The organism is Streptomyces gelaticus (genome assembly GCF_014649535.1).
GTDB lineage: Bacteria > Actinomycetota > Actinomycetes > Streptomycetales > Streptomycetaceae > Streptomyces > Streptomyces gelaticus.
In genome coordinates, this window is sequence record NZ_BMTF01000008.1 from 43,518 (window position 1) to 66,775 (window position 23,258).

Consider the following 23,258-nt stretch of genomic DNA (forward strand, 5'->3'; position numbering starts at 1 on the left):
TCACTGTGGAAGGGGGAGCGGGTCAGGAACGCGGCAGGACGGCCAGCAGCCGGCCCGTCACGGGCGGGGGATCGGCGCCGTCCTCGCCGGGCATCGTCCGCAGGAGGTGGCTGATCCGCTGGTACTCCGGCGGCGTGGTGACGAGCGAGGGCAGCAGGGCGGCGAGCGCCCACTCGGTGCCGGGAGCGTGGTCCGCCGACAGCACCCAGCGGCGGAGCACGTCGAGGGCGTCCCGGGTGTGGCCCCGGTCGCCCAGGGCGGTGCGCCACAGCTCGGCGATGCCCTGGGCGTCGGGGGTACGCGCCGCCGACGCCCGCGCGTACCAGGACAGGACGCGTGGCTGCCCGTCGCGTTCGTCCTGCTCGGTCCGGCGGCAGGCGCCGAGGAAGCCGCCGAGCGCGAGGTCGGCCGCCGGCCGGTCGTCGTGCACCGTCCTGACCAGCTCCGCGACCACGTCCTCGCCCGCCGGTGACAGCAGCAGCAGCTCCACGGACTCGGCGAGCTGACCCGTCAGATCCGGGTCCGGATTCGGCTGCCCCGCCTCGTGCCGGGCCGCCGCGCGCAGTGCGGCCAGGGTCTTTGCGGGGCGTTCCGGCCCGATCAGCCCGTGGGCCCGGATGGCCACCCAGCGCAGCGACGACTCCTCGCTCTCGCACCAGGCGTCGAGGATGCGCGGCACGTTGGGAGTGCCCAGCACATGGGCGAGGGTGAGCGCGCCGACGGCGACGAGACGGTGCCGGTAGAGCCGGGAGGAGGCCCACGGCTCGATGATCAGCGCCATGGCGGACGGCAGATCGGTGTGGGCGAGGACGGCGACGGTGGAGGCGGCGCGTGTGCGTACGAAGGGCCGCCCGTCCCCGGCCAGCTGCTGCAGCCAGTGCACGAGCGCGGGCCGCGCCGAGGGATGCCCGGTCCAGATCTCGCGCAGCAGCACCAGCGGGGCCCGCTCGTCGAGATAGGCGGCCTTCACCTGGCGGACCGGGCCCCACTCGGTGGGCTCCTCGGCCTCGAACCGGCGCGCCCGCGCCAGCTGGAGCCGTTTGCCGATGTGCGTACCGAAGACCGGGACGGCGGCGCGCCGCACCCCGCTCTCGGTCTCCTGGAGGAAGGCGTAGAGCAGATCGCCCAGCTCCGCCGTCAGGGCGTACGGCCCGTCGTCGAAGGCGGCCAGCGCGACGAGGAATGCTTTTTCGCGCAGGTGCAGCACGGTCCCGTCGTCCTCGAACCACTCCTGGACCTGGTTCTCCAGCGCGACCAGGGAGTAACCGTCGAGGTGTGCGGCGTCGGCCTCCCCGGAGGCGTAGCGGGCCAGCAGCCGGGCGAACTGGGCGACCTCGCGCGGCTGATGGCTGCGTTCGAGGAACGCGGCCGCGGCGGGCAGGGACAGCAGCTCCGGCACGCGGTCCTCGCCGTCCAGCAGCACCTTCAGGTGTGCGGCGAGGACATCGCCGGGTGGGGGCGCCTGCCAGTCCACCGCCGGTACGTCCTCCAGCAGGGCGGCCGGCCCGACGGTGATCACCAGATACGCGTCCTCGCCCAGCTCCTTGCGGGCGGCCAGCAGGTCCGCCTCCCGCAGCGGCCGACCCGGCGCGGTGACCAGGTCGCACAGGATGTGCCCGGTCCGGCCGCCGGGCGACTCACCGCCGCCGAGACCGTTCGTGAGCTGTCCGGGGGTGGTGTCCCGGTCGATCGCCCGGACCGGATCCGCGCGGAGCCGGTGCAGCAGCATGAGCGCGGCAGTCCGCCGGCCGGCGAAGTACGGGCCCGAGAGGACCAGCACGTGCTCGTCGCGGAGCCGGTCGGCCAGCGCCTCGAAGTCGTCGCACCCGGGGACGAAGCAGGCCGCCAGCTCCTCCAGGGCGGACTGTGCGATCTCGCCGGAGGTGTGGAGCGCGGAGGCCGCGCCGAACCGGTAGCTGATCTCGGTCCGTTCCAGCAGGATGTTCCCGTAGAACGTGCCGCCCGAGATGCCGTGGTTGGTCCCGCCGAAGACGCCCCCGCCGACCTGGGAGCCGTCCCCGAACCCCATGGTCCGCGGGGTGTGGTTCTCCAGGTCCCGCCGGGCCGCCCAGGCAGGCTGAGGCTGGTCGGTCTCCTCCGCGGTCTCCTCTTCGGCCGGGTGGCCCTCGGGGGCCTCGGGGGCCGGGTCGTCCCCTGCTGGGGGCCGGGCTCCCTGCGCCTGTTCCTCGGCGCTCACCGGCGATCGCCCCGGCCGCCGTCGCCGAGACGGACCTCCCCGTGGAAGACGCCGCCGCCGATGCCGTGGTTGGTCCCGCCGAAGACGCCGCCGTTGACCGGGGCGCCACCGGGACCCGGGGCCGGCACCGGCGACCGCAGGGCGGCCGGGACCACGTCCGGGACCACGTCCGGGGCCTGCGGGCACTCCTCTGGGAGCGGACCGTGCAGCCACGCGTCGAGCGGGCCGTTCTTGCTCTCCACCGTGACGGAGCGGAACTCCTCCGCCGGGACGCCCGTGTGACTGTGCCGTACGACCCCCTGGTAGACCGCGTCGGACACGCAGAGCGCGAAGTCGTCCGGGCGGGCCCGCAGCGCCGACCTCAGCGCGTCCGCGTCCAGCAGCCTGCACGCATGGTTGAGGTCGCTGCCCACCCAGCCGTCGAGCGGGTCCACGGCGACGTACCCCGAAGCGACCACTCCCCGCAGCCGCATCCGTGCCGTGGCGGAGGCGCGCCGGTTCTGGCTGCGCAACCGGGCCGGTACCTCGGTCAACAGCGCCCGCAGCAGGGCGATCACCGAGCAGTTGGCGTCGATCAGCTCCATCACGGAGTCACCGCGGTCCGCCCGCCGCCGCCGGGTCTCGTCGATCCCGGCGGCCAGCAGCGCCCGGTCGGTCAGGTCGTAGAGCATGCGGCGCAGGTACGCCTGCTCCACGTCGTCCCGCTCGCTGTACTTCTCGATGTCGAGCAGCAGGATCGTGCTGTTCACCGGATCGTTCATGGGGTGCCTCTCGCTCGTGTCTCCGTGGGCCGAGGACATGAGCGTGGGGCTGGAGGGGCCGCGGTGGTGAGGAAGGATGACGCACTCGGTGTGTGACCGTGTGCACAGAGGCGGCGGGTGCCGTGCCGCCGTGGCGGGGTGCGGCGCCCGTGCTACGGAGCCTGCGGGGCCTCCTGGCGGACGGCCGGGTGGGCGGATTCCCCGGCCCGGGCGATCCGGCGGAGCGCGTCCGGTCGCACGATCACCAGCGCCCGCCGTCCGGTCCGTACGATGCCGCGTTCGCGCAGGTCCTTCAGCAGCCGCTGGACCATTTCTCTGGAGGCGCTGACCGCCCCGGCCAGCTCCTGCTTGCTGAGCGGTATGTCGAGCTCGATGCCTTCGCCGGTACGGGCACCGTGGGTGTGCGCCAGGTCCAGCAGCAGGACGGCGAAACGCTCGCGCACCGTCATCGCCGCGAACTCCAGGCTGCGCCGGTCCGCGGCCCGCGTCCGGTCGGAGGTCAGCGCCAGGAGTGTGAGCGACACCTCGGGGGAGCCGGCCACGAAAGCGCGGAACTTCTCGTGCGTCACGACCACGGCCCGTACGGGGGAGAGCGCGGTCACCGTCGCCGAGCGCGGCCGCCCGGTCAGCGCGGCCGATTCGCCGACGATGTCGCCGGGGCCGCGCAGCGCGTGCAACGCCTCGTAACCGTTGGGCGCGCAGGTGGTGACCTTCGTCCAGCCGGTGAGGATCAACAGAACGTACGCGGACGGCTCGTCCTGCCGGAGCAGGGCGGTCCGGGAGTCGAAGCTCAGCTCGCGCCCCAGCGCGAGCAGCGCCACCCGGTCCTCGCGCTCCAGACGGGCGAGGAAGGGTACCCGGTCGTCGAGTCCGTCACCTTCGGGTACGTACGCCGCGGCCATCCCGTCCCCCCGGTCGTTCATCAGCGGTTCAATGTACTGAGAATGCCCGTGACCGGACCGGCAAGGTCGTTTTCCTGCCGCCCGCCCGTCGTCGGCTGTCTCGATTCAGTCCGCGACGAGCCGCGGAACTCCGGCGTGCCGGTGTGAGACGGATTTGTTTTGACCGGAGTCGACGCGGTAGGTACGCTCAGACCTTGTGCCTGGGGTGTGCCTGGGCTCGTGTGCGTGTCCTCAACCGCACGGCGAGTCCGTCACTGGCCACCGCAATCTGCGCTCGTTCTGTCTTGCGGCAGAAGCCTGCAGTATTCGACACACCCGACCGCGTGGGTCGGTGACGTTCCAGGTTAGTTTCACGAACGGCACACAGAAACCGGAGAAGTAGTGCCTACGATCCAGCAGCTGGTCCGGAAGGGCCGGCAGGACAAGGTCGAGAAGAACAAGACGCCCGCACTCGAGGGTTCGCCCCAGCGCCGCGGCGTCTGCACGCGTGTGTTCACGACCACCCCGAAGAAGCCGAACTCGGCACTCCGTAAGGTCGCGCGTGTGCGTCTGACCTCCGGTATCGAGGTCACGGCCTACATCCCGGGTGAGGGACACAACCTGCAGGAGCACTCCATCGTGCTCGTGCGTGGTGGCCGTGTGAAGGACCTGCCGGGTGTTCGTTACAAGATCATCCGCGGCTCGCTCGACACCCAGGGTGTCAAGAACCGCAAGCAGGCCCGCAGCCGCTACGGCGCCAAGAAGGAGAAGTAAGAATGCCTCGTAAGGGCCCCGCCCCGAAGCGCCCGGTCATCATCGACCCGGTCTACAACTCTCCTCTTGTCACGTCGCTGATCAACAAGATCCTGCTGGACGGCAAGCGTTCCACCGCCGAGCGGATCGTGTACGGCGCCATGGAGGGCCTCCGCGAGAAGACCGGCAACGACCCGGTCATCACGCTGAAGCGCGCGCTTGAGAACGTCAAGCCCTCGCTCGAGGTCAAGTCCCGCCGTGTCGGTGGCGCCACCTACCAGGTGCCGATCGAGGTCAAGCCCGGTCGCGCCTCCACCCTCGCGCTGCGCTGGCTCGTGGGTTACTCCCGCGCCCGCCGCGAGAAGACCATGACCGAGCGCCTCATGAACGAGCTGCTCGACGCCTCCAACGGTCTTGGCGCTGCCGTCAAGAAGCGTGAGGACACCCACAAGATGGCCGAGTCCAACAAGGCCTTCGCGCACTACCGCTGGTAGTCGCTACCCACATCGAGACCGAGAGAAGACTGAGCCTTATGGCCACCACTTCGCTTGACCTGGCCAAGGTCCGCAACATCGGGATCATGGCCCACATCGACGCGGGCAAGACGACCACCACTGAGCGGATCCTGTTCTACACCGGCGTTTCGTACAAGATCGGTGAAGTCCACGACGGCGCTGCCACGATGGACTGGATGGAGCAGGAGCAGGAGCGCGGCATCACGATCACGTCCGCCGCGACGACCTGCCACTGGCCGCTCAATGATGTTGACCACACCATCAACATCATCGACACCCCGGGTCACGTCGACTTCACCGTCGAGGTGGAGCGTTCGCTCCGTGTCCTCGACGGTGCCGTCACCGTGTTCGACGGTGTCGCCGGCGTCGAGCCGCAGTCCGAGACCGTCTGGCGTCAGGCGGACCGCTACGGCGTGCCGCGTATCTGCTTCGTCAACAAGCTCGACCGCACCGGTGCCGACTTCTTCCGCTGCGTCCAGATGATCACGGACCGCCTCGGCGCGACCCCGATCGTCATGCAGCTCCCGATCGGTGCCGAGGCCGACTTCACGGGTGTCGTCGACCTCGTGACGATGAAGGCGTTCGTCTACCCCGCGGAAGCGACCAAGGGCGAGGCGTACGACATCGTCGACATCCCCGCGGAGCTCGCGGAGAAGGCCGAGGAGTACCGCGGCAAGCTCCTCGAGGCCGCCGCGGAGAACGACGAGGCGCTCATGGAGCTCTACCTGGAGGGCGAGGAGCCTTCCGCGGAGCAGCTCTACGAGGGCATCCGTCGCATCACCATCAACTCCGGCAAGGACGACGCGGTCACCGTCACTCCGGTGTTCTGCGGTACCGCGTTCAAGAACAAGGGCGTCCAGCCCCTGCTCGACGCCGTTGTGCGCTACCTGCCCTCGCCCCTGGACGTCGAGGCCATCGAGGGCCAGGACGTCAAGGACCCCGAGGTCGTCGTCAAGCGCAAGCCGTCCGACGACGAGCCGCTCGCGGCGCTGGCGTTCAAGATCATGAGCGACCCGCACCTCGGCAAGCTCACCTTCGTCCGGGTCTACTCGGGCCGCCTGGAGTCCGGCACGCAGGTGCTGAACTCCGTCAAGGGCAAGAAGGAGCGCATCGGCAAGATCTACCGCATGCACGCGAACAAGCGTGAGGAGATCGAGTCGGTGGGCGCCGGCGACATCATCGCCGTCATGGGCCTGAAGCAGACCACCACTGGTGAGACGCTCTGTGACGACAAGGCGCCGGTGATCCTGGAGTCCATGGACTTCCCGGCACCGGTCATCCAGGTCGCCATCGAGCCCAAGTCCAAGGGCGACCAGGAGAAGCTGGGTGTCGCCATCCAGCGCCTCTCCGAAGAGGACCCGTCCTTCCAGGTGCACTCCGACGAGGAGACCGGCCAGACCATCATCGGTGGTATGGGCGAGCTGCACCTCGAAGTGCTCGTCGACCGCATGAAGCGCGAGTTCCGCGTCGAGGCGAACGTCGGCAAGCCGCAGGTCGCGTACCGCGAGACGATCCGCAAGGCCGTCGAGCGTGTCGACTACACCCACAAGAAGCAGACCGGTGGTACCGGTCAGTTCGCCAAGGTGCAGATCGCGATCGAGCCCATCGAGGGCGGCGAGGCCTCGTACGAGTTCGTCAACAAGGTCACCGGTGGCCGCATCCCCAAGGAGTACATCCCCTCGGTGGACGCGGGTGCTCAGGAAGCCATGCAGTTCGGCATCCTGGCCGGCTACGAGATGACGGGCGTCCGCGTCATTCTTCTCGACGGTGGCTACCACGAGGTCGACTCCTCCGAGCTGGCCTTCAAGATCGCCGGTTCGCAGGCCTTCAAGGAGGCCGCGCGGAAGGCGTCCCCGGTTCTCCTCGAGCCGATGATGGCCGTCGAGGTCACCACGCCCGAGGACTACATGGGCGATGTCATCGGCGACATCAACTCCCGCCGTGGCCAGATCCAGGCCATGGAGGAGCGCAGCGGCGCTCGCGTCGTGAAGGGCCTCGTGCCCCTTTCGGAGATGTTCGGCTACGTCGGAGACCTCCGTAGCAAGACCTCGGGTCGCGCAAGCTACTCGATGCAGTTCGACTCCTACGCCGAGGTTCCGCGGAACGTCGCCGAGGAGATCATCGCGAAGGCCAAGGGCGAGTAACTCTCCCGAGCTCACGCTTTAGGCTTGTCACCGGAGCCTGGTGGGGCATTCCTCGCAGAGCGGAAGCAATGCGTTGAATGCCCCCGGCCCCGGCATCCCAGCAAAGATCACCCTGGCGCCGATGAAGCAAGGCGTACAGAACCACTCCACAGGAGGACCCAGTGGCGAAGGCGAAGTTCGAGCGGACTAAGCCGCACGTCAACATCGGCACCATCGGTCACATTGACCACGGTAAGACGACCCTCACGGCCGCCATTACCAAGGTGCTGCACGACGCGTACCCGGACCTGAACGAGGCCTCGGCCTTCGACCAGATCGACAAGGCTCCCGAGGAGCGCCAGCGCGGTATCACGATCTCGATCGCGCACGTCGAGTACCAGACGGAGTCGCGTCACTACGCGCACGTCGACTGCCCGGGTCACGCGGACTACATCAAGAACATGATCACGGGTGCCGCGCAGATGGACGGCGCCATCCTCGTGGTCGCCGCCACCGACGGCCCGATGCCGCAGACCAAGGAGCACGTGCTCCTGGCCCGCCAGGTCGGCGTTCCGTACATCGTCGTCGCCCTGAACAAGGCCGACATGGTGGACGACGAGGAGATCCTGGAGCTCGTCGAGCTCGAGGTCCGTGAGCTCCTCTCCGAGTACGAGTTCCCGGGCGACGACGTTCCGGTCGTCAAGGTCTCGGCGCTCAAGGCCCTTGAGGGCGACAAGGAGTGGGGCCAGTCCGTCCTCGACCTGATGAAGGCCGTCGACGAGGCGATCCCGCAGCCCGAGCGTGACGTCGACAAGCCGTTCCTGATGCCGATCGAGGACGTCTTCACGATCACCGGTCGTGGCACCGTCGTCACCGGTCGTATCGAGCGTGGTGTCCTCAAGGTCAACGAGACCGTCGACATCGTCGGTATCAAGAACGAGAAGACCACCACCACGGTCACCGGCATCGAGATGTTCCGCAAGCTGCTCGACGAGGGCCAGGCCGGTGAGAACGTCGGTCTGCTCCTCCGTGGCATCAAGCGCGAGGACGTCGAGCGCGGCCAGGTCATCATCAAGCCCGGTTCGGTCACGCCGCACACCGAGTTCGAGGCCCAGGCCTACATCCTGTCGAAGGACGAGGGTGGTCGTCACACCCCGTTCTTCAACAACTACCGCCCGCAGTTCTACTTCCGTACCACGGACGTGACCGGCGTCGTGACCCTCCCCGAGGGCACCGAGATGGTCATGCCGGGCGACAACACCGTCATGTCGGTCCAGCTGATCCAGCCGGTCGCCATGGAGGAGGGCCTGAAGTTCGCCATCCGTGAGGGTGGCCGGACCGTGGGCGCCGGCCAGGTCACCAAGATCGTCAAGTAATTACCTGACTGTCTGACCTGGTTGCTCCGCAACGAGCACCGAGAAGGGCCCCGGCCCGCCGCGCGAGCGGTGGACCGGGGCCCTTCTTCATGTCCGGGCGGTCCGGGCGGTCCCGGCGGAACGTCCGGCCGGGTGCCGGTTCAGGGGCGCCAGATCCAGGGCAGGGCGTCGGGCCCCAGGGCCACCACCGCCGGCCGCCCGTCCCGGCCGATGTGCAGGGCCGGCCCGTCCAGCGCCACCGGACCGCGCCGCCGCACGGAGAGCCGTGCGGGCGTACGGACCTGGACGAGGCCATCGGCGGTGCGGCCGAGCAGCACCGGGGCGCCCGGCGACCCGGCGGCCGCCACCGGCCCGTACCCGTCGAAGCCCGCCCGGTCCGGGATCCGGCGGCCGAAGCCGTCGATGCCGGTCTCGTCCGCCGTCTCGCAGGTCCGTACGGTCGTCAGCGCGGCCTTCGCCGCCGCACGGTAGTACAGCTCGATGCTGCCGTCCGCCCCCGGCAGTGCGGCCGGACCGTCCCCGGGCACCGGCACCCCGGTGATCTGGGTGCGCGCGGTCACCGCCTCGCCGGGCGCGTCCTGCGTCCAGTGGTGCACCGCGAAACGGCCCGCCGCGAAGACATGGACACAGCCCTCGGCGTCCACCACGGCACTCAGCCCGTCCTGGATCTCGCCGCCGCCCATGTCCTGCCACTCGCCCCACCGGCCGTCCGTGTCCCGTACCCGGGTACTGACGCCCTTCTCCGCGTTCCGTACGAAGAGGTGCACCCGCCCGTCGGGCGCGGCGACCGCGACCGGGACGCCGATCCGGCGTCCGCCGTCGTGATCGCGCACCGGGTTGCCCAGCCCCTGCCAGGCGCGGAAGGCGCCGCCGGGGGAGCGCTGCTCCAGCGCGACGATCTCGCGCTGGTTGTCCGCGCCGTGCCCGCCGATTGTTGAGAACCGCAGCCCGAAGAGCAGATGGCGTCCGTCCGGCAGTGTCGCGCTGCCCAGGACCGGGGCGAGCGGGCCGCCGCCGAGGTCGTCCGGCGCGTCCCACACCCCGCTGCCCGGCGCGCTCTCGCGTCGGCGCACCGCCCGCAGCCCCAGCACGCCGTAGGCGACGAGCCGCCCGTCCGGGTCGGTGGCGACGACGGGCCGGGGGCCCGGGTGGCGGTAGTGGGTGGACCGCACCCAGCCCTTGCGATTGGTCAGCGGCCGGTCGCCGCCCACGTTGTAGTCCCCGCAGCCTGCGGGGTTGCCGCACCGCCAGTCGGCCGATCCGCCGTACGGCACCAGGTGCGAGGCCTTCTCGGCGAGCACCGCGGGCGGCAGGTTCTTCGGCCAGTGCCGGTTGTAGTAGGCCCGGAACGACGTGGTGGTGAAGGCCGGTATCCCGGCGCCGTTCCGGGTGGCCCGTGCCACCCACCGGATCAGCGCGGCCCAGGTGAACAGGGCGGCCGCGGTGTGGTCGGGGTGGTCGGAGTAGCCCTTCTGCTCGCTGTCCCGGCGGCGGACGGCTTCGCTGCTGTGCTGGATGTCCGGGTCAGGGTCCAGGGTGTGCAGGATGCTCGGCCGATACCGCTCGAACAGCCCGACCAGGACATCGATCAGCCCGTCGTAGGTGTACGAACCCGCCTTCTTCAGCGGGGAGCCGTCGGCGACGACGGTCGGCAGCACCAGGCGCCGGTCCTGCCAGAGGCTGGGCAGACCGAGACGTCCGTACGAGGTGTGCATGGCGGTGTTGATGAAGATCAGCTCGATCCTGCGGCCGCGGTGGCCGAGGGTGTTGATCTCGGCGCGGTGGCCGCCGTGCAGCTCGATGACGGACTTGTGCCAGGGGGTGAACCGGCCGAGGCCGAGCAGGGTCGCGTACGCCTGACGGAGCCCCTGGTGACGCGCGGAGGAGTAGGCGGCCTTGTCGGGCGCGGGCAGCGGGCGGCCCGGGATGCGGTTTATGCCGGTGGCCTCGCCGCCGGTCAGATAGACGCAGACCAGCGGTGTCCCGGCGTCGAGGGCCTGCTGGGTGTCCGGGTTCATGAAGTACAGGTCGTCGTCCGGGTGGGCGAGGATCTGCATCATCAGGGCCGCGTGCGAGGTGCTTATCGGCAGTCCGGGCATCGGGTCCGCCGCGGGGTCGCGGCGGCGGGGCGGCGAGGGCGCCGTGCAGGCGGTGAAGGCCGCCAGACCGGTCGCGCCGGCCCCGGCCAGCAAGGTGCGCCGCGGCATTCCCGGGCGGGATGCGCGCAGGGCGGGTCGATCCGTCACACCGTGCTCCGTCCACTTCCCCCGCGGCAGCGGGCGGCCGTGCGGCCCTGTGCCGCGCGCCGAATCCGTGCAGGCCGCGGTGGGGGAGAGCCGCTGCTGCGGGGGGATAGACGGGGATTCCCGGGGGCGGGTTGCCTGGATATCCGCAGGTGTGACCCGGACAGCTCAACTCACGGGTGTACGCACCATGAACACATCGACCGGATGGGGCGCTGACGCCGGAGCCAAGGACCTGCGGGCCCGGCTGGGGCAGAGGGACATGACACTGCTGGGGTCGGTGGTCCGCCTGCACCGTGAGCTTCCGTACGGGCCCGGCGCGGTCACCATCGCCGGATACTTCGACGAACGGGACGGCCGCAGGGCGCGCAGGGTCAGGATGTCCCTGGACGAGCACGACTACGGCAAGGCGGCCGAGGCCCACCGCCGGGGTGACGAGGTCATAGTGCGGGGTGACGTCACGGCCCAGAGCGGGGGCGCCGGGATGGAGAACATCGTTTCGTTCACAGTGCACCATGTGTCCGAGTGAGAAGGCAGGCTCGTTCCGTTCCTGTTGTCCGACCTCGCCCGTACGCTGGACCGACAGGGGGATTCTCCCCGCCCGGGAGCTTCGAGGATGTCGATGGGGGCGTGCGGCTCTAGGGTGGCGGCGAGGACCAGAGGGGACCGACCATGGCAACCGTGCACGACGTAGCCGCGTACATCCTGCTGAAGGCCGCACCGATGTCGGCCATGAAGCTGCAGAAGCTTTGCTATTTCTCCTACGGCTATCACCTGGCCTGGGAGGACCGCCCGCTGTTTGCCGAGCGTTTCGAGGCGTGGGCCAACGGGCCGGTCGCGCCGGAGCTGTACAGCAGGCACCGCGGCCGCTTCGAGCTGAAGCGCGGGGACATCGAGGGTGATCCGGCCGAGTTGGACGACCAGGAGAAAGAATCGGTCGACATCGTGCTGGAGAACATGCGCGTGTACTCCGCGCATGAGCTGTCCGAGATGACCCATCGGACCGGCCCGTGGGTCGAGGCCCGCGGCCGGGCCCAGGTGCCGGATCTGGAGCGGAGCAACGAGCCGTTGCTCGACGAGGACATTGCCGACTTCTTCGGTGCGCTGGCCGAGCACGAGGAGCACAACGACTGATGCCCAAGGGGGGACGGGCCAAGAAGAAATTGGCGCTCCCGCCCAGCGGGGCGGTGCGAGAGAAGCGGATCGGTGATGTCCGGTTACTTCTGTCGGGCGCGGCCACTTCGGACGACCGGGTGTGCTGGCGGTTCAGCCACGTCGACCACGGCGGTCCGTGGGGATTCGACCAGATGGATTCGGCCACGTTGTGTGAGGTGCTGACCAAGCTTCGGGACTGCGAGACGATGACTCTCAACGAGTTACGCAGGACCGGTGACTTCTTCAAGGAGTACGAACTGCCCGGCGGCCTGTGCAAGGAGGCCGTGGCGCGGCTGGCTGCCATCGGCTTCGATGACGCGTCGAAGATCCAGCGTCTGCGGTTCACCGGCACCCAGCGGTTGTACGGATTTCTGACCGGCAACATCTTCCACGTGTTGTGGTGGGATCCGCTCCACGAGGTGTATCCGTCGAACCTCAAGCACACCTGACCGTTCCGTCCGTCCACGAAGGAGCCGCAGGTGACCGAACCCGAGCCGAAGCCGGTTCCATCGGCCGCAGCCGTGCGCAAGCTGCTGCACGCCCTGGCTCAAGGAGTGCGGCACGACGCAGGTCTGGCGCTGGTGTTGATCGGTGAGCCCTGGTCCCTGGGCACGGTGCTCGACCGTGCCGCCGAGCTCGAACTGATCCGGCGGCGCCATCTGACGGACGCGGGCCGGCTGCTGCTCGGAGGCGCTGGGGGTGGGCCGGTCAGGGCGCAGCGTGTTGCCGCCAACCCGCCGCCCAACGACCGGTGTTGCTGTGGCTCATGTGCGGCCACCGGACGTACGACAGTGATGCCCCCTATTACCCTGTGTCGCTCAGGGAGGGGCGCTGAGATCTAGCTAGTACCGCCGGTTCCGTCGGGACCGGCCGACCGGGTCTCCTTCACAAGAGCCCGGGGGCAAGGCGGCACCGTGGGTGCCGTCCGTGAATCAACTTCCGCGTGACCGCGACGGTCGGGCCGGGAGGAAAGAAAAGGTAGAGGGTCAGCGCCTCCCCTCACCTCTATCTACGCTCCGTTCCGGAATCGCGCTCTGCGCGCACGGCCGAGCGTGCTGTCCGCCAGTCCGCCGACGCGCGAGCGCGCGGCCTGCCTCCCATTGTCACGTTGGGACACCTGGCGCACGTGACCGGAATCCCGTACCGGAGTCTGCGCCACGTGGTCGAGCGCCGTGGCGCCCGCTACTCCGTCGACGATGTCGACTTGCCGGACGGAGCCGGCCCGTCAGTGAAGACGGTCAGGTGCCATGTGCCGTCCACTCTCACCACGCTGAAGGAGTCCTGCGTTGTCCTGCCGGACTTCTCCTTCGCTGTCAGCTTTGCCGACCCGGCATCCGGCCCCATGTCGAGGTCGATCTGAACTTCCGTGATCGAAAGTCCTCGACCGCCCTTGTCGGCGAGGATCCGACCGGCTTCCCGGCGGGCCCGGGAGTCGTCAGGAACGCCACCTACTTCGATCAGGTGATCCGCATCGCGAGAATTCAAAGCATCCACGTAGGACTCGACCGCGTTGCGGGCGCCCTTCTTGGCCTCTTCGACGCTGTCCGAACCGTTGCTGGAGCCACACGCGGACAGAAGCAGTGCTGCCGATATCGCGGTGACGAGCTGCCGTCGCTGCATTGTTCCTTCCTGGAATCGGAAGTTCGGCTGTGCCGGACAGTGCATCCTTGCCGTCTTCGTCCTCGTCCGGTGTGCTGTTGCCAGAGGGGCACGGGGAGTTCGAAGGTGACGTCGCTTCGCGTGAGGGGTCCCCCATTGTGCGGGGGTTGCCGCCCTGATGTGGCTAATCCTCGGTGAGGATCTCCTCGGCAGAGCCGACAGTGACCGCTCTCACGAGCCACTGGCGCAGAGTCTCGGGGTCGCCGCAGTCGGTGATCCGCTCGCGCATCCTGTCGGGAATGGTGAGGCCGCGCTGTTCCAGTACGAGCAGGATGTCCTCGGCACGGCCTTGTGCCCGGCCTTCGTCCCGGATTTCTTCCGACATGAAGGACTTGTAGAAAGACGTGTCCACGGCCACCAGGTTCCTCCACTGTTGTGCGGCCGGGCGGTTGCCCAGGCCCTGTGCGGTGAGTTCGACGATGGGGTCGGCATTGCTTCCGGTGTGTCCCGCAGTGCGGCGGACAGCGTTTTCAGTATGACACCGACGTCCGGATTGTCGGCGTGTGTGATGGCGGCCAGGGTGGCGAGCGCGAGGTCCTTGCGGGCCTCGGCCACGTCGGTGATGACGGGCATGTTGTGCGGACCCACGACGAGGGGGCTCAGGACGAACGTCTGCCATTGGAGGAGGCCGATGGAGATCGGGCGTGCGGCCCATTGGGCCGTGGCGTGGTCCTGGCAGACGACCAGGAGCAGGACGGGCAGCCGGTATCTGTTGTGGAGATAGGTGACGTAGTACGGCCAGTTGACGGTCTTGTCAGGGTCCTTCTTGCCCTGAGCCTCGATGGCGAGGAGGAAGGGGCCGCCGACCTCGGTTTCGATCCGCAACAGGGTGTCCACGCGGCGTTCGACCGGCCGGGCCTCGGTGAGGTCGGTGGGCAAAGCGGTGGCCGAGGTGGGTGGCGGGATGTCGACTCCGAGCACGTCGGAGACTCGGGAGAAGAGACCGGTGTACTCCTGGAAGATGCGGTGCATTGCCTCGTGGGGCGAGCTGACCATGGAGGTCCGTTCGGGATGAGTGACGTTTCGGTCAGGCGGCTGTGTGGAGGTCTGTCCGGCAGTCGCGGCAGTGTCCGGGGGCGGCGGCGCGGAAGGCGCGGTCGCAGGTGTCGCAGTTCTGGAGCGGGATGACGACGACCTTGCGGCGGGGCGGGGTGAGGTCCGCGATGCCGGGGAGCGGGGGTGGCAGGAGTGTGGTGATCCGGTGGCGGAGGAGCTTGGCCGGGTGTTTGAGGGGGGTGGGGAGGTCGGTGGTGAGGGTGTGGCGGATGGTGTCGGGGTGGGCGTCGCGTTCGAGCCAGGTGGCGACGCCGGGGGTGAGGGCGGCGACGTCGCCTTCGGAGAGGGTGAGCCCTGGTGCGTGGCGGCGGAGGTCGGCGAGGAGTGCGGCGGCCGTCCGGCGCAGCTCCTCGGTGGGCGCGTACGGCTGAGGTAGGGGTGCGGGCGGTGTCCTGGGTGCCGTGGGCGGCGGTACGGAGACGTACGCGGACGGTGGTGCGGATTCCGGTGCCGGGGTGGGGGGTCGCTGCGGGGCGGGTGGCTGCGGGGCCTTGGTGGGCGTCGGGAGCGGGGTGGCTGCGGCGTGTGGTGGGGCGGGGAGCGGGGCTGCCGGTTTGCTGTGCCTGGGCCGGGGCGTTGGGGCGATGGGCGCGGCAGTGCCGGGCTGGTTGTACGAGACGGTGCGGGTGATGATGCGGCCGTCGGCGAGGCGTACGCGGCTGCGGTGGAGGTAGCCGTGGGCTTCGAGCTCGCGCAGGGCGGCGGCGATGCGGGTCTCGCTCTCGGGAAAGCGTTCGGCGAGGCGCTTGATGCCGATCCTGGCTCCGGCGGGGAGCGACTGGATGTGGGTGGCGAGCCCGATCGCGGCGAGGGAGAGTCCGCGGTGCTGGGCGAGGTGGTTGCCGATGACGGTGAAGCCTGCGGCATGCCGGAAGTTGATGTGGATGACACCGGATGACGGTGTGGTGTCTCCGGGTACGGGGGACGGGGCGCATAAGGGCGCGGTAACCTGCGGGGTATCCATCAGGAAGGGCCTAACTTCCTCGGTGGTCAGGCCCCCGGTTGAGACTGTGAATCTCGTCGGGGGCCGTCGCGTGTCTGGAGTTGTCGCGGCGAGCATATGCCAGCCAACCAGCCGCGAATCCAGCCCAGTTGCCCCATGTCACCCGAGTGAGTGACGGGGCGGGTTTGGGTGGGGAGGGTAATTTCCCCAGGTTCTTAAAAGCTTTATGCGTCGTGGGACGCGGGGACGTGGTGCACCGGGGCGTGGGTTTCCGCGACCCGGTGGAACGGGCTTGGAACCAGGTCGAGTTCGGCCCGAATCGCGTCGCGCGGGGCGATTTTCGGGGTAACGGAGGCGATGCCGGGCGGGAGTGGAATGTCCGGTTCGGGTGATGTGTTGGATGGTGCCGTTCAGCGTGGCCGTAGCTGCGTACCGTGAAGAGCGATGAGCCCTGTGTGTACAGGTGTTGTCCAGGGCTTGTCCGGCGTTGTCCCGGTTGTCCGGGTGACGTGTTGGGGACGCCAGGGGTTGGGTCGAGAACGGTAAGCGCGTCGGAAGTGGGGCACGGATGAGCGTGGATGAGGCCGGTACGGAGCACGGTGACGCCGGGGCGGATGAGCCGGGCTGGGACATCGATCCCGATGACGAGTCGGGGACGGCCGTGGTCGCGGCGGTGGGGCGCCAGATCAAGGCGTGGCGGGAGGCGGCGGGGCTGCGGGCCGGCGAGTTCGGGGCCGCGATCGGGTACAGGGAGGATCAGGTCTACAAGGTGGAGGGCGGCCGTCGCATTCCCCGGCCGGAGCTCCTGGACAGGGCGGACGAGGTGCTCGGGGCGGGCGGGAAGATCGCCGCGATGAAGCAGGACGTGGCGGAGGTCCGGTACCCGAAGAAGATCCGGGATCTGACGAAGCTGGAGGCGAAGGCGGTCGAGCTTGCAGCCTACGTGGCGCACGGCCTGCATGGACTGTTGCAGACGCCGGGCCACGCGCGGGCGCTGTTCGAGGCCCGGCAGCCCTCGTACTCACAGGACGAAGTCGAACGTATGGTGGCCGCGCGCATGGCTCGCCAGTCGATCTTCGAGCGGTCGCCCGGACTCGCTCTCAGTTTCGTTCAGGAGGAGTCGGCGCTCAGGCGCCCCATCGGAGGCACAATGGAGTGGCGGCGGCAGCTCGAACGGCTGCTGGAGATCGGGCAGTTGCGCAATGTCACGCTCCAGGTGATGCCTACGCATCGCGAGGCGCACCCCGGAATGGACGGTGACATCGACGTGCTGAAGTTCAAGGACGGTACGGCGGTGGGACGTTCGCACGGGGCGTTCAACGGTTGCCGGGTGACCGACGCGAAGCAACTTCGCATCCTCGAACTGCGGTATGGCATCATCCGGGCCTAGGCTCTCACGCCCCGGAAGACTTTGGCTTTTATCGAGCAAGTGCTGGGAGAGACATGATCCACAGGACTTCCGCGCAAGACGTTTCTGAGCTGGTCTGGTTCAAGAGCAGTTACAGCAGCAACGGCAACGAAGGCGACTGCGTCGAGGTCGCGGCGGCCCCCGACTTGGTGCGCGTGCGTGACTCCAAGAACGTGCAGGGGGCGCGGCTCGCCTTCGTGCCAGGCGCTTGGGCGGACTTCGTCCCGTACGCTGCTGGGCACTGACTCCTTCGTGCACTCGCGCCCCAGCTCTCGGCCGGTACCGAGGGCTGGGGCGCGTTGCTGTCAGAAGATCCCGTCCTGGATGCCGTCCTCCGGTTTGGGCTCTGTCTTCGGCTTCGGCGCCCGTTTCGGGGCGGCCTTCTTCTTCGCGTCTGGCACGTGAAACCCAGCCTCCTGCTCCTTCTTGTAGCGAGCGTGGTTCAGTTCCAGGAGCAGGTGCGGAGCGGACGCTGCCGCCGTGCGAGCGGGCTCCTCGGAGGAGACCGCGGAGCGGGTGACTTCGGTGACCACCCAGGGGCGATTTCGTACAGTGACGAGTTGGCCGTGAGCCGGAGCGGCACCGTCCGTATCGATCCCGGTCCGGTCTGTCCCCACGGCCGTGCCCGCCATCGATTGCACTCCCGCTCGCATCCCCTTGATTCTTGACCCTGCAAGAAGCTTAAACGGGGAAAAGTGGCATACAGGGGGGCGAAGGGATCGGTACGGGAAGGGACGTCGTCCAGTCCGTCAGAGGGCGAACGCCGGGTCTCCGGTCGACCGGAGAGCGGACAGTTCCACCCGGGCCAGCGAGGCGTCCGGGATGCCGCGCAGAATCTCCGCCCCGATCTCCGCCAGCCGGTGCCCGTCGGGCGGCGTAGCGCCCAGGCCGATCGCGTATCCCGCCAGACCGTCGGCGGTGAGCGGGCGCGGCCAGATACGGGAGTCCGGGGCGCCCGCCCCGGCGAGGGCGGCGGCCACGGCGAGGAGACGGCCGCGCAGCCGCCCCTCGTCGGGGCCGGGTCGTACGGAGGCGAGGGCCCAGAGGGTGTGCTGCGCGTGCAGCGGCGGCGGGGTGCGGAGCAGGGCGTGCGGTACGGGGCCGGAGTCGTCGGCGGACTCAAGGATCTCCCAGGCGCGGAAGAGCTCCTCGGCGAGGAGGTCACGGCCGGCGGGGGAGACCTGCGAGGCGCAGGAGCGGACGGGGTCGGTCGGGGTCAGCACGGTGAGGGGGAGTTCGAAGGTCTCGCCCGCCCCGCCGGAGCCGCCGGTCCCGCCCGCCCCGCCGGAGCCGACCACGCGGTTCCAGTCCCACGCCGCCCAGGTCGCGAAGAAGTGCCTGAGCAGGGGGAGTGGCGGCAGGTCGCCTGCCTCGTGGGCGGTACGGGCCGCGAGTACGGACCAGGCGAGGCCGGGCAGCCCGCCGCACGGGGCGGAGTCCAGGCCGCGCGCCCGCGCCCAGGCCTTCACCTCGCGGGCGAGCCGGGTGAACGCCGCCCGGTGCGGGTCCGCCGCCGCGAGCACGGCGTCCGCGTCGCTCACCGCGCTGAGCGCCGTGGCCGCCGCCCCGCCCAGCTCGGCGCGCCGGGCCACCGCCTCGGCCGGAGGGAGCGCGCCCGTCGCCACGGTCACCAGGTCCACCCCGCGCCCGCCGAGCGAGAGGCGCAGCCCCGGTACGCGGGCACCGGTCACCTCGCGCAGCCGCTCGGCATCCGGCAGGGCCGCGGCCAGCCGCTCCCGTATCCCCGGCAGATCCACGGCACCGGGCAGCGCCGCGACCAGGTCCACGTCCGCGCCGGGCAGCGCACAGCCCATCCGCCGGGAGCCGGCCAGGTGGACGGAGCCTTCGGGCAGGGCGGCGGCCACCCGGCGCAGCGCATCGGCCGCGCACGCCTCCTCCGTCGCGTCCGTGTCCGCCTGCGCCCGCTCCGCCGCATCGGCGGTCAGCTCGACCCGTACCCCGAAGTGGTCCGAGACATACAGCCCGTCCGTCGTCGGCACGGTGCCCAGCAGCACCGCCGAGACGGGCCGCAGCCGCTCCGAGCGGACCAGGACCCTGTCCAGCCGGGACGCCCGCCCGGACAGGGAGGAGACCGCCGCCAGCGGGTTGACCGACGGGTCGAAGGTGGGCGTCCGGTCGTCCGGGCCGTGCACCCGGCTCCAGGCGTCCGCCATCGCCAGCCGGTCCTGCGGGGTGTCCCCGCCGTCGTTGAAGTCGCCGAGCAGTGTCACATCGCCCTCGACGGCCGCCAACCCCGTTGCCAGATCGGCCAGTTCGGCATCGCGCCGGCCGACGCCGTCGGCCGAGTGGTCGCTGCTGAGGTGAGTCACCGCGACCGTGACCGGCCCGTCCGGCCCGTCCACAACCACCGCCGCGACCGCCTTGTGCGGGCCCAGGACATGCAGTCCCGCCTCACGCACCGGCACCCTGCTGAGCAGCAGCAGCCCGCAGTCGGCGACGTCCCGGTCGGCCGGATCGGCCCACAGCGTGTAGCCGTCGCGGACCCAGGACGCCGCCAACAGCAGGGCGAGCAGGGCCGGTTCGGCTTCCTGGAGGGCGATGACGTCGGCGTCCGCACCGCGCAGGGCGTCGAGCAGGAGCGGCCGGCGCCGGGCGGTGTCGATGCGGTCGCTGTCGTAGCGGTCCCAGAGGGTGTTCCAGGTCAGCAGCGTCAGCGGACCGGGGGCCGGTGCGGGCGCCGGTACGTCCTCGGGCACCGGCGCCCAGGCGGCCTGCGACGCGGAGTACACGTGCGGTGTGCGGGAGACGAAGTACGGGGACGGCAGTCGGCGCGGGGTGCGCACCCGCCCGGCGTCCGTCGCGTCGATCCGGTCGACGCCCGAGGACCGGTCCCACACCACCTCGCCGTCCGCCTCGAAGAACAGCACCCGGTGCCAGGGGATCTCCCCGCCGGGCGTGAAGCGGGGCAGCGGCACCCGCTTGGGGACCGTCCCGCGCTGCGCCACGCCCAGCACGAAACGCGCCGGATCGAACCGGGAGTCCCAGCGGACCCGGTGGTAGATCTCCTCACTGGTACGCATCTACGCCCTGTCCTCCACGGTTCCGCTCGCGCCGACGTACCAGGTGCGGTGCGCCTGGCCGGGGTACGGGGGCACGAATCTGCGCAGCTGTGCGGTCAGCACCCCGGGCGGCACCGGATGGCTGCGGCGTTCGTTGCGGCGGATCAGCTCCGCCTCGTCGACCAGCGCCACGGCGTGGGTGAGCAGCGCGTCCCTGCGCCGGGCGACCGCATGCACCAGGGAGCGCTGGTGCGCGTTGAGCGAGGTGGCGTCCCAGACGATGGTGGAGTTCGTGGCGAGTGCGGCGTCCAGCCGGTCGAGTCCCTCGCGCAGCACCTCCCCGTTGGCCTTCTGGTCGGCGCGCGAGCCCCGGGCAAGGCGCAGGTCGTCGAGCGAGAGATACGTGTCGACGCCGGGCAGCGCGCGGGCGAAGGTGCTCTTGCCGCTGCCGGACGGGCCGACCAGCTGGACCAGGCGCGGGAAGTCCCCGGACCGCCAGCGCCAGGTCGCGGCGACGGCCTCCTCGGCGGTGGTGACCCGCCCCAGCGCGTACGCCTCACGGGCCTGCGCCAGGCAGCGGTCGGCGGCGTCCGGCTCCAGGTCCTCGAACGCCTCCCGAAGTCCGGCCGGTTCGCCCACCTCCTCCGCGTGCAGCGCCGACCACTCCACCTGCTCGCGCGCCCCGGCGGTGTCCGCCACCGCGGCGGCCAGCGCGTGCAGCAGCGGCAGATCGGCGGCGAACGACATCCGGACCAGCCCGGAGCGGCGCTCCTCGTCCGGGTACGGGCGGTGCAGCCCGGGGTACAGCCCGACGAGGTCCGCGACGCGGCGGGCGAGCGGCATCCCGAGCGTCGGGGCCAGCGCGGGCGCGAGTGCGGCGCGGCGGGAGCGGTGCAGCAGCGCGGCCAGCACCCCGGTCAGCCGGTCTTCTCCGGTCCGGCCCAGTGCGTCGAGGGCGTCGGCCATCGCGTGGGCGGCTCGGGGGTCCCCCGCGTCCGTGCCCGCGGCGGCGGCCAGCGCCGCCGCGTCGAGGGGCGCTCCGGACCGTACGGCCCACAGGGCGGCGGCCGGGCCGAGTCCGTTCTCTACGACGGCGGTGTGCATCCAGTGCGTACCGGTCTGTACGTGACCGGGCCGCACCCACTTGGCCACCAGCCGCCCGAAGTCCGCCGCCCCGAAGCCGTCCACGGGCCGTACGACGTACCCCTCCTGCCGTCCGGTGTCAGGCTTCAGCGCCCGCAGCGCCCTTTCGGCGCGGGCGTCGAACACTCCGCGCCACAGCACGGGCGGCACCGGTATCCCCAGCCCCCGCAGGAACACCACGGTCCGGTCCCAGTCCAGGCAGCGCTCCCCGTCCCAGACGGAGAAGCCGTAGAAGAAGCTCTCCAGGCCGTCGTACGGGATCGAGTGGCGCGCGAACATGTTCTCGCCGCAGACCCGCCACCCGTCGGGGATGCGTGCCCCGACCCGGCCCTGGAGCGCCTTCACCCAGCCTCGCGAGGGGTGGTGGGCGGAGTCGAGGGAGCGGGCGTGGAGCCCGTCGGCGTAGAGCGTGGTGTTCTCGCCGTCCAGCTTCTCGGTGACGACGACCTCGCGGCCGGTCAGTGCGGCGAGACCGGCGATCCGTACGTCGTCCGAGGTGGCTCCGGGGGACCAGGGCAGGTGGGCGGTGCGCGGATAGTGCGTACGCATGATCGATGCCTCTGGTGACGACGGTGTGCCCGGCCGGCCACTGTAGGCACGGCGGCACACACCGCTCGACCCGATTACATCGGGGCGCCCGGCATGACTCCGACTGCGCGCCCGCGTTTGACCGGGCGACCACGGGAGGTAAGATCCCCGCCCGATTGGCCAGGCTCGCGCGCCGTATGGCACACTGACCAGGTTGCTCGGTTGAGTGTCAATGCTGCGCGCCTCCCGCCGGGAGGACCGGAAGCGAGTCCCACAGTACTCGTCGACCCCTTGCGGGTCGGACGTACGGGAATCTTCCGGGAAGCGTCAGTGGGGCACCGGCCAGGCACCCGGTGGGTGTTCCGCCCCCGGTCCTGCGGTCCTCGGGCCCGCACCCCCTTGGTTGGGAAATCCTTCGGGAGATCTGCGTAGAGGGGATGCGACACGCCCGACCGCGTGGGTCGGAGGTGGAGTCGTCAGAGCTCCCGGGTTCCAGAGCGTTTACGAGAGACAGGACTACTAGTAGCCATGGCGGGACAGAAGATCCGCATCCGGCTCAAGGCCTACGACCACGAGGTCATCGACTCCTCGGCGAAGAAGATCGTCGAGACGGTGACCCGCACTGGTGCGTCGGTCGCGGGCCCGGTGCCGCTGCCCACTGAGAAGAACGTGTACTGCGTCATCAAGTCGCCGCACAAGTACAAGGACTCGCGCGAGCACTTCGAGATGCGCACGCACAAGCGCCTCATCGACATCCTCGACCCCACGCCGAAGACGGTTGACTCGCTGATGCGTCTCGACCTGCCGGCGGGCGTCGACATCGAGATCAAGCTCTGAGGTGACGCGCGAGATGGCTAAGAACATTAAGGGCGTCCTGGGCGAGAAGCTCGGCATGACCCAGGTCTGGGACGAGAACAACCGGGTCGTCCCGGTGACCGTCGTCAAGGCCGGGCCCTGCGTCGTCACCCAGGTCCGCACCAACGACAACGACGGCTACGAGGCAGTCCAGATCGCCTTCGGCGAGATCGACCCCCGCAAGGTGAACAAGCCCCTCAAGGGCCACTTCGCCAAGGCCGACGTGACCCCGCGCCGCCACCTGGTGGAGCTCCGCACCCCTGACGCCAGCGAGTACACGCTGGGCCAGGAAGTCACTGCCGAGGTGTTCGAGTCCGGCGTCAAGGTCGACGTCACGGGCAAGAGCAAGGGCAAGGGCTTCGCCGGTGTGATGAAGCGTCACAACTTCAAGGGTGGCAAGGCGTCCCACGGTGCCCACCGTGTGCACCGTATGCCCGGCTCCATCGGTGGCTGTGCCACCCCCGGCCGTGTCTTCAAGGGCATGCGCATGGCGGGTCGTATGGGCAACGAGCGGGTCACCACCCAGAACCTGACCATCCACGCGGTTGACGCGGAGAAGGGTCTGCTCCTCATCAAGGGCGCAGTCCCTGGTCCGAACGGCGGCCTCGTCCTGGTCCGCACCGCGGCCAAGGGGGCTTGAGG

At 70.0% G+C, this 23,258-nt stretch carries 20 protein-coding genes and 1 pseudogene; 11 read left to right on the forward strand and 10 right to left on the reverse strand.

The annotated features are described in order from the left end of the window. Positions 1 to 22 precede the first annotated feature (22 nt). From IE107_RS14165 to IE107_RS14175, 3 genes are all read right to left on the reverse strand, one after another. Positions 23 to 2,197: a hypothetical protein gene (locus IE107_RS14165; RefSeq protein WP_189544116.1), complete on the reverse strand. Its 2,175-nt coding sequence runs from the start codon at positions 2,195 to 2,197 to the stop codon at positions 23 to 25. Then, entirely contained in the window at positions 2,194 to 2,958 is a 765-nt protein-coding gene (locus IE107_RS14170; protein WP_189544117.1) for a hypothetical protein, read from the reverse strand. The genes IE107_RS14165 and IE107_RS14170 overlap by 4 nt, the downstream gene beginning before the upstream one ends. Before the next feature lie 152 nt (positions 2,959 to 3,110). After that, on the reverse strand, positions 3,111 to 3,881 hold the full coding sequence (locus IE107_RS14175; protein ID WP_229866918.1) for a Crp/Fnr family transcriptional regulator: 771 nt from the start codon (positions 3,879 to 3,881) through the stop codon (positions 3,111 to 3,113). Positions 3,882 to 4,241: 360 nt separating this feature from the next. Here IE107_RS14175 and rpsL point away from each other — a divergent pair, with 360 nt between their 5' ends. The 4 genes from rpsL to tuf all read left to right on the forward strand — a co-directional run bounded on the left by rpsL (position 4,242) and on the right by tuf (position 8,606). Then, positions 4,242 to 4,613, forward strand: a complete 372-nt coding sequence (rpsL, locus tag IE107_RS14180) for a 30S ribosomal protein S12 (RefSeq protein WP_003948652.1) — start codon at positions 4,242 to 4,244, stop codon at positions 4,611 to 4,613. 2 nt (positions 4,614 to 4,615) lie between these two features. Further along, positions 4,616 to 5,086: a 30S ribosomal protein S7 gene (gene rpsG, locus IE107_RS14185; protein WP_072485550.1), complete on the forward strand. Its 471-nt coding sequence runs from the start codon at positions 4,616 to 4,618 to the stop codon at positions 5,084 to 5,086. Between the two features lie 38 nt (positions 5,087 to 5,124). Next, the gene (gene fusA / locus IE107_RS14190; RefSeq protein WP_189544118.1) at positions 5,125 to 7,251 is read left to right on the forward strand and encodes an elongation factor G; all 2,127 of its coding nucleotides are present in this window, start codon (positions 5,125 to 5,127) and stop codon (positions 7,249 to 7,251) included. Positions 7,252 to 7,412: 161 nt separating this feature from the next. Beyond that, positions 7,413 to 8,606 (forward strand): elongation factor Tu, encoded by a 1,194-nt coding sequence (gene tuf / locus IE107_RS14195; RefSeq protein ID WP_148838697.1) that lies wholly within the window; start codon positions 7,413 to 7,415, stop codon positions 8,604 to 8,606. Positions 8,607 to 8,746: 140 nt separating this feature from the next. Here the strand turns inward: tuf and IE107_RS14200 are convergent, their stop codons facing one another. After that, positions 8,747 to 10,813 carry a PIG-L family deacetylase gene (locus IE107_RS14200; protein WP_189544328.1) on the reverse strand — a complete coding sequence of 689 codons (2,067 nt, stop codon included), beginning with the start codon at positions 10,811 to 10,813 and terminating at the stop codon, positions 8,747 to 8,749. 226 nt (positions 10,814 to 11,039) lie between these two features. Here IE107_RS14200 and IE107_RS14205 point away from each other — a divergent pair, with 226 nt between their 5' ends. The 3 genes from IE107_RS14205 (at position 11,040) to IE107_RS14215 (ending at position 12,453) form a co-directional block, all read left to right on the forward strand. Then, positions 11,040 to 11,378, forward strand: coding sequence for a hypothetical protein (locus IE107_RS14205; RefSeq protein WP_189544119.1), 339 nt, complete (start codon positions 11,040 to 11,042; stop codon positions 11,376 to 11,378). Positions 11,379 to 11,521: 143 nt separating this feature from the next. Further along, the gene (locus tag IE107_RS14210; RefSeq protein ID WP_189544120.1) at positions 11,522 to 11,983 is read left to right on the forward strand and encodes a Panacea domain-containing protein; all 462 of its coding nucleotides are present in this window, start codon (positions 11,522 to 11,524) and stop codon (positions 11,981 to 11,983) included. Next, on the forward strand, positions 11,983 to 12,453 hold the full coding sequence (locus tag IE107_RS14215; protein WP_189544121.1) for a hypothetical protein: 471 nt from the start codon (positions 11,983 to 11,985) through the stop codon (positions 12,451 to 12,453). The genes IE107_RS14210 and IE107_RS14215 overlap by 1 nt, the downstream gene beginning before the upstream one ends. Positions 12,454 to 13,186: 733 nt before the next feature. On the opposite strand, the gene IE107_RS14220 is transcribed toward IE107_RS14215, so the two are convergent. The 3 genes and pseudogenes from IE107_RS14220 to IE107_RS14230 all read right to left on the reverse strand — a co-directional run bounded on the left by IE107_RS14220 (position 13,187) and on the right by IE107_RS14230 (position 15,683). After that, positions 13,187 to 13,624 (reverse strand): nuclear transport factor 2 family protein, encoded by a 438-nt coding sequence (locus tag IE107_RS14220; RefSeq protein WP_189544122.1) that lies wholly within the window; start codon positions 13,622 to 13,624, stop codon positions 13,187 to 13,189. Between the two features lie 163 nt (positions 13,625 to 13,787). Continuing rightward, positions 13,788 to 14,659, reverse strand: a pseudogene (locus IE107_RS14225) (hypothetical protein). Positions 14,660 to 14,690: 31 nt separating this feature from the next. Next, positions 14,691 to 15,683 (reverse strand): helix-turn-helix domain-containing protein, encoded by a 993-nt coding sequence (locus IE107_RS14230; protein ID WP_189544123.1) that lies wholly within the window; start codon positions 15,681 to 15,683, stop codon positions 14,691 to 14,693. Between the two features lie 547 nt (positions 15,684 to 16,230). Between IE107_RS14230 and IE107_RS14235 the strand changes: the two genes are divergently transcribed. Next, positions 16,231 to 17,052 (forward strand): helix-turn-helix domain-containing protein, encoded by an 822-nt coding sequence (locus IE107_RS14235; RefSeq protein WP_189544124.1) that lies wholly within the window; start codon positions 16,231 to 16,233, stop codon positions 17,050 to 17,052. A 53-nt stretch (positions 17,053 to 17,105) separates the two neighbouring features. Next, a complete protein-coding gene (locus tag IE107_RS14240) occupies positions 17,106 to 17,315 on the forward strand; it encodes a DUF397 domain-containing protein (protein WP_189544125.1) in 210 nt (69 codons plus the stop codon). Positions 17,316 to 17,375: 60 nt separating this feature from the next. Here the strand turns inward: IE107_RS14240 and IE107_RS14245 are convergent, their stop codons facing one another. The 3 genes from IE107_RS14245 to IE107_RS14255 form a co-directional block, all read right to left on the reverse strand. After that, positions 17,376 to 17,702 (reverse strand): hypothetical protein, encoded by a 327-nt coding sequence (locus IE107_RS14245; protein ID WP_189544126.1) that lies wholly within the window; start codon positions 17,700 to 17,702, stop codon positions 17,376 to 17,378. 117 nt (positions 17,703 to 17,819) lie between these two features. Then, a complete protein-coding gene (locus IE107_RS14250; protein WP_189544127.1) occupies positions 17,820 to 20,111 on the reverse strand; it encodes an RNA repair domain-containing protein in 2,292 nt (763 codons plus the stop codon). Beyond that, complete coding sequence (locus tag IE107_RS14255; protein WP_189544128.1) at positions 20,112 to 21,782, reverse strand: RNA ligase family protein; 1,671 nt, start codon at positions 21,780 to 21,782, stop codon at positions 20,112 to 20,114. A 507-nt stretch (positions 21,783 to 22,289) separates the two neighbouring features. On the opposite strand from IE107_RS14255, the gene rpsJ reads away from it, so the two are divergent. Further along, on the forward strand, positions 22,290 to 22,598 hold the full coding sequence (rpsJ, locus tag IE107_RS14260) for a 30S ribosomal protein S10 (protein ID WP_003948644.1): 309 nt from the start codon (positions 22,290 to 22,292) through the stop codon (positions 22,596 to 22,598). A 13-nt stretch (positions 22,599 to 22,611) separates the two neighbouring features. Then, on the forward strand, positions 22,612 to 23,256 hold the full coding sequence (rplC, locus tag IE107_RS14265) for a 50S ribosomal protein L3 (protein ID WP_072485542.1): 645 nt from the start codon (positions 22,612 to 22,614) through the stop codon (positions 23,254 to 23,256). Positions 23,257 to 23,258: the final 2 nt, after the last annotated feature.

Excerpts from the sequence above, each read along its gene's own strand:
- IE107_RS14170 (WP_189544117.1), bottom strand. The coding sequence starts at position 2,958 with ATGAACGATCCGGTGAACAGCACGATCCTGCTGCTCGACATCGAGAAG.
- IE107_RS14175 (WP_229866918.1), bottom strand. The coding sequence starts at position 3,881 with ATGAACGACCGGGGGGACGGGATGGCCGCGGCGTACGTACCCGAAGGT.
- rpsG (WP_072485550.1), top strand. The coding sequence starts at position 4,616 with ATGCCTCGTAAGGGCCCCGCCCCGAAGCGCCCGGTCATCATCGACCCG.
- fusA (WP_189544118.1), top strand. The coding sequence starts at position 5,125 with ATGGCCACCACTTCGCTTGACCTGGCCAAGGTCCGCAACATCGGGATC.
- IE107_RS14200 (WP_189544328.1), bottom strand. The coding sequence starts at position 10,813 with ATGCCGCGGCGCACCTTGCTGGCCGGGGCCGGCGCGACCGGTCTGGCG.
- IE107_RS14205 (WP_189544119.1), top strand. The coding sequence starts at position 11,040 with ATGAACACATCGACCGGATGGGGCGCTGACGCCGGAGCCAAGGACCTG.
- IE107_RS14210 (WP_189544120.1), top strand. The coding sequence starts at position 11,522 with ATGGCAACCGTGCACGACGTAGCCGCGTACATCCTGCTGAAGGCCGCA.
- IE107_RS14215 (WP_189544121.1), top strand. The coding sequence starts at position 11,983 with ATGCCCAAGGGGGGACGGGCCAAGAAGAAATTGGCGCTCCCGCCCAGC.
- IE107_RS14220 (WP_189544122.1), bottom strand. The coding sequence starts at position 13,624 with ATGCAGCGACGGCAGCTCGTCACCGCGATATCGGCAGCACTGCTTCTG.
- IE107_RS14230 (WP_189544123.1), bottom strand. The coding sequence starts at position 15,683 with ATGGATACCCCGCAGGTTACCGCGCCCTTATGCGCCCCGTCCCCCGTA.
- IE107_RS14235 (WP_189544124.1), top strand. The coding sequence starts at position 16,231 with ATGAGCGTGGATGAGGCCGGTACGGAGCACGGTGACGCCGGGGCGGAT.
- IE107_RS14240 (WP_189544125.1), top strand. The coding sequence starts at position 17,106 with ATGATCCACAGGACTTCCGCGCAAGACGTTTCTGAGCTGGTCTGGTTC.
- IE107_RS14245 (WP_189544126.1), bottom strand. The coding sequence starts at position 17,702 with ATGGCGGGCACGGCCGTGGGGACAGACCGGACCGGGATCGATACGGAC.
- IE107_RS14250 (WP_189544127.1), bottom strand. The coding sequence starts at position 20,111 with ATGCGTACCAGTGAGGAGATCTACCACCGGGTCCGCTGGGACTCCCGG.
- IE107_RS14255 (WP_189544128.1), bottom strand. The coding sequence starts at position 21,782 with ATGCGTACGCACTATCCGCGCACCGCCCACCTGCCCTGGTCCCCCGGA.
- rpsJ (WP_003948644.1), top strand. The coding sequence starts at position 22,290 with ATGGCGGGACAGAAGATCCGCATCCGGCTCAAGGCCTACGACCACGAG.
- rplC (WP_072485542.1), top strand. The coding sequence starts at position 22,612 with ATGGCTAAGAACATTAAGGGCGTCCTGGGCGAGAAGCTCGGCATGACC.